This is a genomic window from Sphingomonas sp. NIC1, from assembly GCF_001638925.1.
Classification (GTDB): domain Bacteria; phylum Pseudomonadota; class Alphaproteobacteria; order Sphingomonadales; family Sphingomonadaceae; genus Sphingomonas; species Sphingomonas aquatilis.
Genome location: NZ_CP015523.1, coordinates 41287 through 55597, shown reverse-complemented (window position 1 = coordinate 55597; position 14311 = coordinate 41287). Strand labels below are relative to the sequence as shown.

Annotated in this window: 14 protein-coding genes and 2 pseudogenes; 10 read left to right on the top strand and 6 right to left on the bottom strand. The window is 65.6% G+C overall.

The features are described 5' to 3' along the window. Nucleotides 1-58 precede the first annotated feature (58 nt). Complete coding sequence (locus A7E77_RS16535) at nucleotides 59-1306, bottom strand: cytochrome P450 (RefSeq protein WP_063690254.1); 1248 nt, start codon at nucleotides 1304-1306, stop codon at nucleotides 59-61. A gap of 212 nt (nucleotides 1307-1518) precedes the next feature. On the opposite strand from A7E77_RS16535, the gene A7E77_RS16530 reads away from it, so the two are divergent. Continuing rightward, entirely contained in the window at nucleotides 1519-2040 is a 522-nt protein-coding gene (locus tag A7E77_RS16530) for a DUF6118 family protein (protein ID WP_017980796.1), read from the top strand. Between the two features lie 52 nt (nucleotides 2041-2092). Here A7E77_RS16530 and cueR read toward each other — a convergent pair whose 3' ends face one another. Beyond that, complete coding sequence (gene cueR, locus A7E77_RS16525) at nucleotides 2093-2476, bottom strand: Cu(I)-responsive transcriptional regulator (RefSeq protein ID WP_063690251.1); 384 nt, start codon at nucleotides 2474-2476, stop codon at nucleotides 2093-2095. Continuing rightward, a complete protein-coding gene (locus tag A7E77_RS16520; protein ID WP_264177030.1) occupies nucleotides 2473-4734 on the bottom strand; it encodes a heavy metal translocating P-type ATPase in 2262 nt (753 codons plus the stop codon). Before A7E77_RS16520 ends, cueR begins: the two co-directional genes overlap by 4 nt. On the opposite strand from A7E77_RS16520, the gene A7E77_RS18115 reads away from it, so the two are divergent. The 4 genes and pseudogenes from A7E77_RS18115 (at nucleotide 4684) to A7E77_RS16500 (ending at nucleotide 7843) form a co-directional block, all read left to right on the top strand. Then, entirely contained in the window at nucleotides 4684-4935 is a 252-nt protein-coding gene (locus tag A7E77_RS18115) for a hypothetical protein (RefSeq protein WP_192930061.1), read from the top strand. The genes A7E77_RS16520 and A7E77_RS18115 overlap by 51 nt on opposite strands. A 225-nt stretch (nucleotides 4936-5160) precedes the next feature. Continuing rightward, a pseudogene (locus A7E77_RS16510) lies at nucleotides 5161-6473 on the top strand (type II restriction endonuclease). 117 nt (nucleotides 6474-6590) lie between these two features. Continuing rightward, entirely contained in the window at nucleotides 6591-7421 is an 831-nt protein-coding gene (locus tag A7E77_RS16505; protein WP_226341938.1) for a DUF4396 domain-containing protein, read from the top strand. A gap of 89 nt (nucleotides 7422-7510) precedes the next feature. Continuing rightward, a complete protein-coding gene (locus A7E77_RS16500; RefSeq protein ID WP_017980791.1) occupies nucleotides 7511-7843 on the top strand; it encodes a four-helix bundle copper-binding protein in 333 nt (110 codons plus the stop codon). 45 nt (nucleotides 7844-7888) lie between these two features. Here A7E77_RS16500 and A7E77_RS16495 read toward each other — a convergent pair whose 3' ends face one another. The 3 genes from A7E77_RS16495 to copC all read right to left on the bottom strand — a co-directional run bounded on the left by A7E77_RS16495 (nucleotide 7889) and on the right by copC (nucleotide 9507). After that, the gene (locus A7E77_RS16495; protein ID WP_063690238.1) at nucleotides 7889-8122 is read right to left on the bottom strand and encodes a flagellar biosynthetic protein FliQ; all 234 of its coding nucleotides are present in this window, start codon (nucleotides 8120-8122) and stop codon (nucleotides 7889-7891) included. A gap of 86 nt (nucleotides 8123-8208) precedes the next feature. Further along, on the bottom strand, nucleotides 8209-9093 hold the full coding sequence (gene copD, locus A7E77_RS16490) for a copper homeostasis membrane protein CopD (RefSeq protein ID WP_231292101.1): 885 nt from the start codon (nucleotides 9091-9093) through the stop codon (nucleotides 8209-8211). A gap of 45 nt (nucleotides 9094-9138) precedes the next feature. Beyond that, on the bottom strand, nucleotides 9139-9507 hold the full coding sequence (copC, locus tag A7E77_RS16485) for a copper homeostasis periplasmic binding protein CopC (RefSeq protein ID WP_020486671.1): 369 nt from the start codon (nucleotides 9505-9507) through the stop codon (nucleotides 9139-9141). 127 nt (nucleotides 9508-9634) lie between these two features. On the opposite strand from copC, the gene A7E77_RS16480 reads away from it, so the two are divergent. The 5 genes and pseudogenes from A7E77_RS16480 to A7E77_RS16460 all read left to right on the top strand — a co-directional run bounded on the left by A7E77_RS16480 (nucleotide 9635) and on the right by A7E77_RS16460 (nucleotide 14310). After that, nucleotides 9635-9904 (top strand): hypothetical protein, encoded by a 270-nt coding sequence (locus A7E77_RS16480; RefSeq protein ID WP_020486670.1) that lies wholly within the window; start codon nucleotides 9635-9637, stop codon nucleotides 9902-9904. Beyond that, on the top strand, nucleotides 9901-10341 hold the full coding sequence (locus tag A7E77_RS16475; RefSeq protein ID WP_017980786.1) for a periplasmic heavy metal sensor: 441 nt from the start codon (nucleotides 9901-9903) through the stop codon (nucleotides 10339-10341). Before A7E77_RS16480 ends, A7E77_RS16475 begins: the two co-directional genes overlap by 4 nt. Before the next feature lie 10 nt (nucleotides 10342-10351). Beyond that, on the top strand, nucleotides 10352-10921 hold the full coding sequence (locus tag A7E77_RS16470) for an RNA polymerase sigma factor (RefSeq protein ID WP_017980785.1): 570 nt from the start codon (nucleotides 10352-10354) through the stop codon (nucleotides 10919-10921). A gap of 67 nt (nucleotides 10922-10988) precedes the next feature. Then, nucleotides 10989-13021: pseudogene (locus A7E77_RS16465) on the top strand (copper resistance system multicopper oxidase). Then, the gene (locus A7E77_RS16460) at nucleotides 13018-14310 is read left to right on the top strand and encodes a copper resistance protein B (protein WP_063690232.1); all 1293 of its coding nucleotides are present in this window, start codon (nucleotides 13018-13020) and stop codon (nucleotides 14308-14310) included. Before A7E77_RS16465 ends, A7E77_RS16460 begins: the two are co-directional and overlap by 4 nt. The last annotated feature ends 1 nt before the right edge of the window (nucleotide 14311 follow it).

Below are 14311 nucleotides of genomic sequence, written 5' to 3'. Positions count from 1 at the left end.
CCGGTTCCGCGCAAACGGTCGATGACGGAGCCGATCACCATCACCACGGCACGCGGCGCTAGCCACCCATGTGGACGCTGCGCATCACGAAGCCGCTTTTCGGAAGCGCTGGCAGCCTGGCGAAATCGATGCTCAGGTCCTGGTCCGGTACGTCATAGCGCATCGCGTTGACGAGGAGGTGTGCCGCCACCTTCATGATCGCGAGGACGATCCATTCGCCGGGACAGCGATGGCCGAGATAGTGATCGCCGCCGCCCTGCGGAATGAAGTTGAAGGAGTCTTCGTCCCAAGCCCTGAAACGCTCAGGGCGAAACTCCTGGGGGTCGGCCCAGGTCGCTGCGTCGTGATTGCTCCCATAAAGGTCCAGCATCACTTGACGCCCTTCCGGAAAGGCCATCCCCTCCCACTCGAAATCTTGGCGCGCGCGCGCCACCACAGCGGGAAAGAAGGGATAGAATCGGCGGACCTCCTGGACGAAGAGCTCGGCATAGTCCGGCTCCTGAGCCAAGGCCGCCCTTATCCCTGAACAGGTTTGCAGCGCGTGGGCGACGAAGGTGATGTATACTGCGATCGCGACGGTCGGGCGAAGGACATTTACCAGTTCGACCGCTGCGACGTGCGGCGAAAGGAGACCGTCGTGCCGGTCGCGATGCCAAGCTATCGCGTAAGCCGCGGTCTCCGAGCCCGAGCCGATGCTCCCGGCCCGAATGTCCTCAATGATCCGCGCCGCCCATGCGTCGACGCGACGACGGGCCAGCCGTGACCAGAGATGCCTCGGGCTCGCCGAGCCGGCGGCGTCGAACAGCGCCCGCAGTTCGCCCGCGCGGTTGCTGGCTTCATCGTCCGTAAGAGGAACTCCCGCCCAAGCGCATACCGCCCGCGTCAGCGGCTCATGCAACTCGTCATAGAAGACGATCTCTCCTTTTCGCGTCCAACCCGGCACCGCCCTGCGCCACTCGGCCTCGAACAGCTGCGCCAGCGCCCGGACGCGCTCTGGCGTCATCAGGCTCATGAACATCTGCTTGCGGTGGCGATGGGTCCCGCCGTCCAGACCCTGAACGCCGCCTTGGCCCAGCAGTGTCTTCTGAATGGCGGCCGGCATGGCACCTTCGCGCATGAAGCGGGTCGTATCGTAGAAGATTTCGGCGGCCTTGGCCCCCTTAAGGCAGGTGGTCTTTTTCAGCAGGAAACGGGATTCAAAAGCGTTTGCGCCTAGGCGCTGGCACTGCCTGGAGATGAACCGATAGGGATCGGCGAGGAGAGAAAGGGTTTCGTCCGGGCCTTTCGTGTGTGGTGTCTTAGGCATGAACGGTCCGGTGATTGTTGGGTCTCCTTTGATTAACTCGGAGAAATATCACGGGTTGCAGGCTCACGACAGGTGACGGACGAGGACGATCAGGGCGGAGCAGGCGCGGCCGAGGCGTTCGAGGCCATGCGCGGCGAGCTGGCGCTGCGCCGTGGAGGGCTTGGCGGCCGAGCGCGGCGATCGACATACCCGACCATACCGAGACGCTTGGCGTGCTCCAGCAGAACGTGAACACGGCAGGCGAGAACGTCGCGCGCATCGGCCAATTCCTGAAAGCGGCCCCGGCGCTGGCGATGACGCCGGAGCAGATGGCGCAGCGCATCGCCGCGGCGGGCAGCGCCGCCCGGCGCGAGGATCAGGCGGCGCTCGCCAAGGCGGGCGAGGACAAGGCCCGCATCATGGCCGATCTTCGCGCCATCGCCGGGTCCGCATGGACACGCGCCGACCAGAAGAATCGGCAGCTATGGTTTGCCCTGGGTGGGGTGGCGGCCGGCATCCTCGCATGGGCGATCGTGCCGGGCCTGGTCGCGCGCGAGATCGCACCGGCGAGCTGGCAATGGCCCGAGCGCATGGCGGCGCGGACGCTCGACTTGCCCCGCTGGGAAGCCGGGCAGCGTATGATCCAGAGCGCCAGTCCCACCGCGTTCCGCGCCATCGTCGGGGCCGACAGGATCGTGACGGCCAACCGCGCGGCGATCGAGGGGTGCGGCAAAGCCGCAGCGCGAAACGCGTGAAACGGTGCGACGCACGATCACGCTCAAGTGGAGTAAAAGTTAGCCGCGCAAGTTATTCAGCCAAGCGTTCGATGATCGGACAATCAGGCCGATCATCGCCATGACAGGCTTGGGCGAGCCCGGTAAGCGAGCGGCGCATGGCGTCCAAGACGCGGACCTTGCGGCCCAGTTCGGCAGCGCGGGCTTCCGCCAGCGTCTTGACTTCCGCGCTCGACCGATCGCGATCCGACCATAGCCCCAGCAGCGTGCGGATTTCCTCGATCGGGAACCCCAGGTCGCGCGCGTTGGCGATAAATTGCAGCCGATGAACGTCAGCGTCGGCATAGTCCCGGTAGCTCCCGCGCCGTGGCGGCGCGGGCACCAAGCCAATCTTTTCATAGTGGCGGATCATGCGTTGGGAGACGCCGCTGGCGTCCGACGCCGCTCCGATGTTCACAGCTTTACCGCGTTGAGCCGCAGCGCGTTCAGGACCACGGTGAACGACGAGATCGCCATCGCTGCACCGGCCAGCATCGGCGACAGCAGGATGCCTGCTACCGGGTAGAGGACTCCCGCCGCGACTGGCACACCAATCCCGTTGAACAGAAACGAGAAGAACAGGTTTTGGCGAATATTTCGCATCGTCGCGCGAGCGAGCTTGCGGGCGCGCACGATCGCCGAGAGATCGCCGCGCGTGAGCGTCATGCCGGCGCTTTCGATCGCCACGTCTGTTCCCGTTCCCATCGCCAAGCCGACATCCGCGGCGGCGAGCGCCGGGGCGTCGTTGATCCCATCGCCCGCCATTGCGACCCTTGCGCCGCTCGCTTTCAGCTCGCCGATGATACGCGCCTTGTCTTCCGGCAGCAGATCGGCGCGCACGTCATCAAGACCGCCCACGGCGCGCGCGACAGCATCGGCCGTCCCACGATTGTCGCCGGTGAGCATGACGACCCGCAGGCCCTCCTTGCGAAGCGCGGCAATAGCGTCGCGCGCCGATGCGCGCACCGGATCGGCGACTGCGAGCAGACCGGCGAGCGCCCCGTCGATCGCGACGAGGATGATGCCCGCGCCTTCGCCACGGTGACGATCGGCCGCGGCGTCGACCGGCTTGAGATCAGCGCCGATCCGGCTCATTTGCACCGCATTGCCAATCACGACCGAGCGGCCGCCCACCCTGGCGCTGACACCCAGCCCGGTTTGCGAGGCAAAGTCCGCGACTGTGCCGAGCTGCAATCCTCGTTCTTTGGCGGCAACGACGATTGCGTGCGCGAGCGGATGTTCGGATTGGCCTTCGACGGCCGCGGCAAGCGCGAGCATGTCGTTCTCTCCGACCGCGCTGACCGTCTCGACCGCGATCAGCTTGGGCTTGCCTTCCGTGAGCGTACCCGTCTTGTCGATGACAAGGGTATCGACCTTTTCCAGCCACTGTAAGGCTTCCGCGTTCTTCACCAGCACGCCGGCCTGAGCGCCGCGTCCCGTGCCGACCATGATCGACATGGGCGTGGCGAGCCCGAGCGCGCACGGGCAGGCGATCACCAGCACTGCGATGGCGTTAAGCAGGGCATGGCCCATGCGCGGCTCAGGGCCGACCAGCGACCAAGTGATGAAGGTCGCAATCGAGATCAGCACGACGAGCGGCACGAACCATCCTGAAACCCGATCGGCGACCGCCTGTATCGGGGCGCGGCTTCGCTGCGCTTCCGCGACCATGCGGACGATACGCGCGAGCATCGTGTCCGAACCAACCGCGCGGGCTTCCATCACCAGGCTGCCCGTCCCGTTGACGGTGCCCCCGGTAACGATCGCCTCGACTTCCTTGAGGACCGGCGCGGGTTCGCCGGTGAGCATGGCTTCGTCGACCGACGAACGACCCTCGACCACGACGCCATCGACCGGGATGGCTTCACCGGGGCGGACCCGCAGCCGGTCACCGGTTGCCACGTCGGCAAGCCCGACTTCTTCTTCAGAACCGTCAGGCTGCAAGCGTCGCGCCGTCTTGGGGGCGAGATCCATGAGAGCGCGGATCGCGCGCCCTGTCGCCGCCCTAGCGCGCAGTTCGAGCACTTGCCCGAGCAGCACCAGTGTCACCACGACGCCGGCCGCCTCGTAATAGACGGGAACCATGCTCCCATGCGTGCGGAAGGTCGCTGGGAAGATGCCCGGCGCGAGCGTCGCGACCACGCTATAGAGGAAGGCGGCACCTACGCCGATCGCGATCAGTGTGAACATATTGAGATGGCGGGTACGAAGCGATGTCCACCCCCGCTCGAAAAACGGCCAGCCCGCCCACAGCACGATCGGCGCGGTGAGTGCGAGCTGGACCCAAGGCGAGGCCGCAGGGCTAACCACATGCAGGCCTAACATTTCCGCGAACATCGAGACGACGAGCAGCGGGATCGTGAGCGCGCCCGCCACCCACAGTCGGCGCGTGAAGTCGACCAGCTCAGGGTTGGGAGTATCGTCGAGCGACGGTTCTTCGGGTTCGAGCGCCATGCCGCAGATTGGGCAAGTTCCCGGCCCTTCCTGGCGAATTTGCGGGTGCATCGGGCACGTCCACATCGCCCCCGGCGTCGCCATCGGCTCCGGTTTCGGCTTATCGCTCAGATAGGCGTCAGGATTGGCGACAAACTTGCTCCGGCATCCTGCGCTACAGAAATGATAGGCATGACCAGCGTGCTCGGCATGGTGTGTCGTTTTTGCGGGATCGACCGTCATGCCGCACACCGCGTCGATCACTGCTGCTGCGGCATCGTTGTCCTTACTGCCCGAGCAGCAGCCGCCCGCTTCGGTGTGATGATGTTCGTGCTCGACCTTTGCGGGAGCGGCCGAGCCGCCCCGCAACAGGATGAGGGCGTGGAGACCGATTCAGGCGCAGGCTTCGAACAGCCGCAACCCCCGGCTTGGGAATGGGAATGAGGGTCGTTCATGGCAAGACTCCTTCGACCCGAGAGCATGTAGGGTATGACACCGTGTTAGGGTCAAGGCCCTGTCGGCACCGCTGGCGTGTATGTTGAATCTACGCGCGGGAGCGGCGTTGCCCTCATATTGCGGGGGCCAGCTCTACACCCTCGACGTCATAAGGGCCGCAGCTTAGGTCTATTACTAGCTCGCCAAACGCGGGCCGGGGGCAATCGGGGACATATGGCAGCGCAGATCGACAGTCTTTCTACTGGCACCGACCATGACGGCCTGGTGCGCCGCTTAATTGCCCGCTGGCGTGACGATCAGGGCGCGACCTATCGGAGCTGGTTTCTTTGGGACGAGCGGTTGAAGAACTTCCGATCAATCCGGCGCGGCATCACCCAGGTTGTCGGCGAGATCGAGCGCGGCACGTTCGGCGTCGCCTACCGCGGATCGTCGCTCGAAACCGTCGTCCATTCCGTCGCCGAGCAGCGGCAAATCTTCAAGGGCGCGGACCATGCGTTCCTCTGGAAGCCGAAGCTCCGCATCCCGACATTTACGAGAGCCCCGACAATCAGCGCGCGTTCGGCCGCTTGCTCGACGCCTGTTCCTGTTGCGACACGGCCGAGGAGATCATCAGCCATATCCACGCGATCGACCGTTTGAAGATCAAGGGGCTGGGTCCGGCGGTCGCCAACCTCCTCTACTTCCTTCACCCGACGCTGGTGCCGCCCTTCAACACCGCAATCGTTAAGGGCTACAACGCGCTGACGGGGGCGAATGTGAAGCTCGGGAGCTGGGAGCATTTTCTGGCGATGCGGACCGGCATCCTCGATCTCAACGACCGCTTCCGCGAGCTGCTATCGAATGATTTAGGCGCGATCGGCGGTCTGTTGTTCGACATCGGCTCCGATCGCTATCCGGCTCCGCCCCTCGACGTGAGCGGCGCGACGCTGGCGAGCTGGGGGCAGCGGCTTGAGGCGGCGCGCGAGGAAGCGCGCACGCTCAGCAAGGCCGCTCAGCGCGAGGGCGAGAACGAGCGCACCCATACCGAAATCCAGGCATGGCTTCGCGATCTAGGGTTGGCGCTCGGCTATGACGTATGGATCGCCGCGAACGACCGCAGCCGCGCCTTCGACGGATCACCCTTGGGCGCAGGATGCCTTGAGCGCCTGCCCGACACGATCGCGACGTCGAAGGGCGCTGACTCGATCCGGCTGATCGACGTGCTGTGGCTTGAGAAGGCCGGCGATCATGTCGCCGCGGCGTTCGAGGTGGAGCATTCGACCTCGATCTATTCGGGCATCGTCAGGATGCTCGACCTGGCCTTGAGCGGTGGCGACCTTCACGCGACCGCGGGGCTGTTCCTTGTCGCGCCCGACGCGCGCGAGACGGACGTTCGCGCGCAGTTGCAGCGGCCCGCGTTCAGCCGCGTAGCCGACCTCGACATATCCTACCTGCCCTATGGCGAGCTGGAGAAGAACCGGGAGGCCATCGCGCGGTTCGGATCGGGACTGAAAGCGATCAAGGCCGTTTCCAGCAAGCTCGCCTAGCCCGCTCCGCGCAAGGGATGATCCGGAGAGCCGCGTATCCTCTAGCATGTAGAGGAGTGCTGCCGTGACGATGCCATCCCCGGCCCCTGGCTCGACGCCGTGCTGATCGGGTGGTTCGTGCTGACCGCCCTTTCGGTCGCTTACGTCGCGTGGGATGCCTTCACCCGCAACCCCGAGCTGCGCGTGATGAAATGGGGGTGGCTGTTGGTCACGCTCTATGGTGGCCCGATCATGGCCGCGGCCTATGTCCTGTCCTGCCAGGAGCCGGCGAACGAGCGGCACGAGGATTTCGTTCGACCGCTCTGGAAGCAGGCGTTCGGCTCGGCCATCCATTGCATGGCGGGCGATGCAACCGGCGTCATCGCCGCAGCCGCGATCACCACGGCGCTCGGCCTGCCGATGTGGCAGGACGTGATCGCGGAATATGTGTTCGGCTTCGCGTTCGGACTGCTGATTTTCCAGGCGCTTTTCATGCGCGACATGGCGGGCGGTTCCTATTGGGGCGCGCTTCGCATGTCGTTCATCCCCGAATGGCTGTCGATGAATGCCGTCATGGCCGGCATGATCCCGACGATGGTGGTGTTGATGAGCCGCGACATGGCCGCGATGCACGCCAGCTCGCTCCGCTTTTGGGGCGTCATGTCGCTGGCGACACTCGTCGGGTTCGCAGTCGCCTATCCGATCAACCTTTGGCTGGTTGGCGTGCGCTTGAAGCACGGCATGGGCACGGTGCGCGCGCTGGGGCATGGCGGACACGAAGTCGGCGCGGACCGGCAATCGGCCACGCCGATGCCGGACATGGGACACGACGCAATGGCAGGGATGAGCGGCATGGCGGCCGGCGCGCGCGTGACCGGACCTCAGATCGCCGCGATGACAGTGTTGACGCTCATCATGCTTGGCGCGGGCATCATCGTTGCGACGCTGTTCGGTCGGTGGGCCATGTAACTTGCCGCGAACGACGGAGATCGCGGCAAGGGGTGATCGCGCGGCGCGCGTATCTAGGAACAGGCGGGGGCTCATACGGAGATAATGCGATGCACCAGATCGACCCCGGCATGAAGGCGTGCATGGACGCCTGCCACGAATGCCATGTGACCTGTCTTCACATGGCGATGAACCATTGCCTCGAAATGGGCGGCCAGCACGCCGCGCCCGAGCATATGAAGATCATGGCCGACTGCGCGCAAATTTGCGCGGTTGCGATCGACTTCATGGCGCGCAAGTCCGCCCACCATCAGCATATCTGCCGCGAGTGTGCCGAGATCTGCCGGGCTTGCGCAGCGAGCTGCGAGGCCCTGGGCGGCATGGAGGATTGCGTGGCAGCGTGCCGGAAGTGCGCCGATTCCTGCGATCGGATGGCGGCATAGCGGGGCTTGCGCGGGCGGTCGCCCGCCCGCGCAGCTATCTGCATATCAACGGCCCATGCTCGCGATCACAGCGAACAGCTCGGCCGTGAACTTGGTCAGGAGCTCGGTCGCTGCGCTCCCGAAAATCACCAAACATACGCCTAGCGCGATCAGCTTAGGCACGAAGCTCAGCGTCTGTTCGCTAATCGACGTCGCCGCCTGGATGATGCTGATTATCAGCCCGACGATCATCATCGGCACGAGCAGCACCACGCAGATCAGGCCGGCCACGGCCAGCATCCTCCCGTCTCGTCGAGCAGGATCGACTGATCCATCAGGCGCGGCCCGTGAACGGCCGGGGACCGCGAGGGCTCCCCGGCCGCGCATCACATCGCCGATGCAGGCGGCGCGAGCGTCCCGAGCCAGGCGATCAGCCCGAGAACCGCGATGACACAGGCGGTTTCGATCGCCAGACTTGTCCGCAGCGCGCCGAGGGCGCCCTTGTGATCGTCCGCTGCGATCGACCGCTCGAATGCCGGCGTGAGCCGGAAGCGGTTGAGCGAGGCGAGCCCTAGCATGGCGACGAACAGCGCCAGCTTTGCGATCAGGAGCTGACCATAGAGCGTCGCAGGAAGCGTGGCGAGGTTGCCGATCCCGACCAGCATCCAGCCGTTGACCAGGCCGGTGACGAGGATCGTGCCGACCACAACCGTCCCGATCGCGCCGAACCCGTGCAGCGCGCGGTGCGTCAGCCCCAGATGCGCCGCGTCTACGCGCGCCGCGGGTCGGGAGACGAGCAGGAGCAGCCCCAGTAGTGCGCCAACCCAAGCGCCCGAGGCGATCAGATGGAGAATGTCGACGATGAGGTGGACCCAGCCCATCACGGCTTCGTCCATCGCGCCGTGTCCGGTCCACGCCAGCGTTGCGAGTGCCACGGCCGAGCAGAGCGCGACGATGCTCAGCCAGATGCCGCGCCCGCCCGCGACCAGCGCTGCCAGCGCCGCGAGGGCCACCATGACCATGCGCAGCTTCCATGCTGCTCCGATCGCAGAGCCGGTGAGCAGCGCGCCGACTGCTTCACGGTCGATCGGCCAGGCCGGCGTTCCGGCCATTGAGGAGGCCATCAGCACGACCCAGGCGCCTGAAAACAACAGGCTCAGGCCAGCGCTGGCGATGAACCAGGGACGCAGCGCGAGCGCGTCGCCGCGCTCGCGCGCCCGCAGCCCATAAAGGCTGAATGCGGCAAGGCCGAACAGCGCAGCCAGCGTCACGTAGAGCGCGAAGCGGACGCCGATAAGCGACCAGTCCCCATCGCCTCACTTCACCGCGAAGACGTAGGTTCCTGCGACCTTGTGGGTGTCGGTCGAGACGACATTCCACGCGACGCTATACCGACCCGATGGGAGCGGCGATTTCGGGGTGATGACGAGGGTCCGGCCATCGGACGAGAGCGCGGAGGCGCTGGCCATCTTCATGGCTGCCATGCCGGGCATCGCTGCCATCGTGAGATCGGCCTTGGAGAAGGCTGGCATCAGCTTCTCGCTGAAATGAAGTTCGATACGAGCGGGCTTCGCGACCGTCGCATTGGCGGCCGGCGATGCCGACACCAGCTTAGGATGGGCGTTCGCCGTTCCGGCGAACATGACGAGAGCGGCAGCAGCAGTCAGAACGGATAGGCGGCGCATAGGGGGCCTTTCGACAGGAGGGTTCCTGTCCTTCATTACGCGCCCCGATCGACCACCCCTCACGGATGGATTTGAGGGATGGGCGCGTCGCTTGCGTAATCCATGCTAGAGGGGTGGAGTGAACGACATGGACCTCGACGCAGTATTGATGAGGCTGGCGCAAGCACCCGTGCCCGCGAGCCTTGATGGCATGGAAGATCGCGTGCTGGCGCGGGTCGCCGCACGTCCAGCGGCGCGCGCCGGCTTAGGCGTTGGGGCAATGACGATCGCTGCGGCGCTCGTCATGGGCATCTTCGGTGCCGGTGTGCCCGCGAAGGAAGCCAGCGCGGCTTCGCTATCGCCCTTGGGGCCGGTGTCGCCGCTCGCGCCCTCCACGCTGCTCGTCGGCGTGCAATGAGCGGCCGCATCCGCCTTCTGCTTGGCATTGTCGCGTGCTTCATCGCCGCGATCATCGGTGTGTTCGTGGGGCGGGCGCTACTTCCGCCACGTGCCCAGCCCGGCTCGGAGCTGCACGACGTGCTGCATCATAAGCTGGCGCTGGACGCCAACCAGGAAGCGCGACTTGAAGTGCTGGAGCAGCGTTTCGCCGTGCAGCGGCGCGCATTCGAGCTGGAATTGCGGGCGAACAATGCCCGGCTCGCTGAAGCGATCGAGGCCGAGCATGGCAACGGGCCGCGCGTCGCCGCAGCGGTCGACCAGAGCCACGCCGTCATGGGCGAGCTCCAGAAAGCGACGCTGGCGCACATCTTCGCCATGCGCCAGCTCTTGCGGCCCAATCAGACCGGCCAGTTCGATCAGGCCGTGGTGAAGGCGCTCACCGACGACGCACGTTGAGGTTCGGCGCGTGAGCCTCGACTGGACCACGCTTACGGACGGCGAGCTGGCGACCCTCAGCATCGCCGGGCGCGAAGCCGCCTTCGCCGAGATCATGCGCCGCCATCGGCAGTCAATCTTCCGCATGGTGCGCGCGTGCGTCGGCGAGGCCGACGAGGCGCTGGACCTTCTGCAGGAGACCTTCGTCGCGGCGCATCAGGCCCTGCCCCGCTACGACGGCGATCGATCGATGCGCGCGTGGCTATCGACGATCGCGATCAACAAGTGCCGCGATTGGGGGCGCAAGCGCACCGTGCGGCGCTTTCTGGCGTTCGCCGCACCGATCGGCGCGGAAGCCGAAGCCATTGCAGACGACCAGGTGGCGATCGATGACGCGACGGGCGACCGACAGGAACTCGACCGCGTGACGCGCGCCATTGCGGGCTTGCCGACCGCATTGAAGGAATCCTTGGTGCTGCGCACGATCGAGGGGTTGAGCCAGGCTGAAACCGCGGCAGTGTTGTCGATCAGCGAAAAGGCGGTAGAAACCCGCCTCTATCGCGCGCGATCGAAGTTGCTGGAGCGATTGGGCGGGCGCTGAGGGATAGCGCCCTGAGCTGCGTATCAAGGCTAGAGGGACACTCCCGTTCGAGAGCCTTGAGGACCGTATGAGCCGCACTATCGATCGCCGCCAGATGCTTCGCGGCGCCGCCCTTGCTGGCGGTGGCATGGCGCTGACCGCCTATATGCCCGCGTGGGCGCAGCCTGTCTCGGGCGGGATCGTCAAACCGCTGCCGACCGTCTCGGGCACTGACATCGCGCTGACGATCGACAGTTTCAGACTTCCCGTCGACGGCAAGTCGACGCCCGCAATCGGCGTCAACGGCACGGTGCCGGCCCTCTCATTCGCTTGAAGGAGGGGCAAAAGGTCCGCCTCTCCGTCACCAACAATCTCGACGAGGACAGTTCGATCCACTGGCATGGGCTGCTCGTGCCGTTCGCGATGGACGGCGTGCCCGGCATCAGCTTCCCCGGCATCAAGGCGCGCTCGACCTTCATCTACGAGTTCCCGATCATCCAGTCGGGCACCTACTGGTATCACAGCCATTCCGGCGAGCAGGAGCAGGGCGGACTTTACGGGCCGATCGTGATCGACCCGGCCGGTGCCGATCCGATCGCGTTCGACCGCGAGCATGTGATCGTGCTGTCCGACCACAGCCAGATGACCGGCGAGCAGATTTTCCGGAAGCTGAAGCAGATGGGCGGCGCCTATTTCAACTATCAGCGGCCGACCCTCGCGGGCTTGCTCGCGGGTCGGGAAATGCCGCTCAAGGACCGGATCGAGTGGGGAAAGATGCGAATGGACCCCGCCGACATCGCCGACGTCACCGGCTCGACCTATACCTTCCTGGTCAACGGCTACGGGCCGTATGACAACTGGACGGGGCTGTTCAAGCCGGGCGAGCGGGTCCGCTTGCGGATCATCAACGCCGCGGCGCAGACCAACTTCAACGTCCGCATCCCCGACCTGCCGATGACCGTCGTGCAGGCCGATGGGCAGAATGTCCGTCCGGTGAAGATCGACGAGTTCCAGATCGGCGTTGCCGAGACGTTCGACGTGATCGTGACGCCCGAGGACCGGGCCTACAGCTTCGTCTCCGAGGCTATCGATCGCTCCGGCATGGGCCGGGCGACGCTCGCCCCGCGTGAGGGGATGGTCGCCCCGGTCCCGCCGCTTCGTCCGCGCACGCTGCTGACCATGACCGATATGGGCATGGACATGGGGAGCATGGGCGGGATGCAGGGCATGTCCGGCATGAAGGACGAGAGCCCGGTCGCCACGCGCGGGCCGGACCCCACCTTGATGCAGAACGCCTCGCGCAATCTTTGGAAGCTGACGGGCTGGAAGGGGCCGACCGATCACGGGACGGTCGCGGCAGGCGCAGCGATGGCGGGCATGTCCGGCATGTCGGGCATGGACCACAGCCAGATGGGCGGCGCTGTAATGCCCGGGATGGACCATAGCCAAATGGCAGCGGGCGGTGCTGGCATGGCCGGCATGGACCATAGTGCCATGTCGGGCGGATCGGGCCAGGCTGGCGGCATGGCCGGGATGGACCACGGGTCGGGTGGCGGCATGAACATGAACATGCGCGACCCGAAGAATGCGCCGGGCGTGAAGATGGGGCCGGGCGTGCAGACCATCTCCCCGATGCCGAAGGACCGTAGCGGTGAACCGCCCCAGGGTCTGGAGGGCCTGGATCACCGCGTCCTCACCTATCGCGACCTCGTTTCGCTCGCGCCCAACCCCGACGTGCGCGCGCCGTCGCGTCAGTTCGAGATCCATCTGACCGGTAACATGGAGCGCTACATGTGGGGCTTCGACGGGCAGAAGCTGAGCGATCCCGCCGACCCCATCCCGTTCCGCAAAGGCGAGCGGGCGCGGGTGACGTTGGTCAACGATACGATGATGCCGCACCCCATCCATCTCCACGGCCATTTCTTCGAGCTGGTGACGGGGCACGGCAATCATGCGCCGCGCAAGCACACCGTCAACGTGCCGCCTGGAGGCAAGATGACCTTTGATCTGACCGCCGATGCACCCGGCGATTGGGCGTTCCACTGTCACAATCTCTACCACATGACCGCAGGCATGATGCGCGTCGTCACCGTTCGCCCGTTCGCGGGAGAGGCGGCATGAACCGGCTGACCGCGGCGCTCGCCGCCACCACCATGCTCGGCATCGCCGGTCCTGTCGCCGCTCAGTCGATGCAGGGCATGGATCATTCGGCAATGCCGGGCATGACCATGCCGATGCCTGCGAAAAAGAAGCCGGTGGTGAAGCCCACGGCCAAAGGCAAGCCGGCCAAGACTAGGTCAGCTCCTGCGAGGCGACCATCAGCTTCGACGACGAAACGCCGCGCCGCGCCAACGGCCGGCATGAATGGTATGGATCACGGGACCATGCCGGGCATGGATCACTCGTCTATGCCCGGCATGGACCATGCGGCTCCGCAGGGCTCACAGCAGGGCATGGAAGCCATGCCGGGGATGCAGATGCCCGGAAACGGCCAAACGGTCCCTCAGGGCTCCCAGCGGCCGATGCAGGGCATGGACCATTCGGCGATGCCGGGGATGACCATGCCAGCCGACCAGCACAGCGGCCACGACATGCAGGGCATGTCGGGAATGGCCGGAATGCCAGGCATGGCGGCCGATGGGGTGCAGCAGACTGGCACCGCGCTTCCCGCAGGAAACGCCCCCGCCCCGCCCCTGCCGACCGACCATGCGGCCGACAGCGTTTACGGCGCGGACGCGATGGCGATGGGTCGCCATCACCTTCAGCAGCATCACGGCGGTCAAAACTTCAGCCAGGTGCTATTGAACCTCGCTGAGTATCAATTCCGCAACGGTCGTGACGGCTATCGCTGGGATGGCGAGGCGTGGTTCGGGGGTGACATCAACCGCCTCTTCATCAAGTCTGAGGGCGAGGGAGCCTTCCGCGAGGGCATCGAGAGCGCCGAGGTGCAGGCGCTCTATAGCCGGACCATTGGCCCTTATTTCAATCTACAAGCGGGTGTCCGCCAGGATTTGGGGCCGTCCCCGAAACGCACCTATGCGACCGTCGGGCTGGAGGGGCTGGCACCGGGCTTCTTCGAGCTAGAGGGCGCGGTATTCCTGTCCAACAAGGGCGACCTGCTAGGGCGGCTTGAGGGCTATTACGACCAGCGCATCACCCAGCGGCTGATCCTGCAACCGCGCGCCGAGCTCAATTTCGCTGCGCAGGACGTGCCGGAAAACCGGATCGGATCGGGCCTATCCAACGCCGAGCTTGGATTGCGGCTGCGTTATGAGATCCGGCGCGAGTTCGCCCCCTATGTCGGCGTGTCATGGGATCGCCGCTTCGGCGACACCGCCCGCTACGCGCGCGCCGATGGGGATCGTGCAACGTCCAAGAGCATCGTCGCCGGCGTTCGTGTCTGGTTCTGAT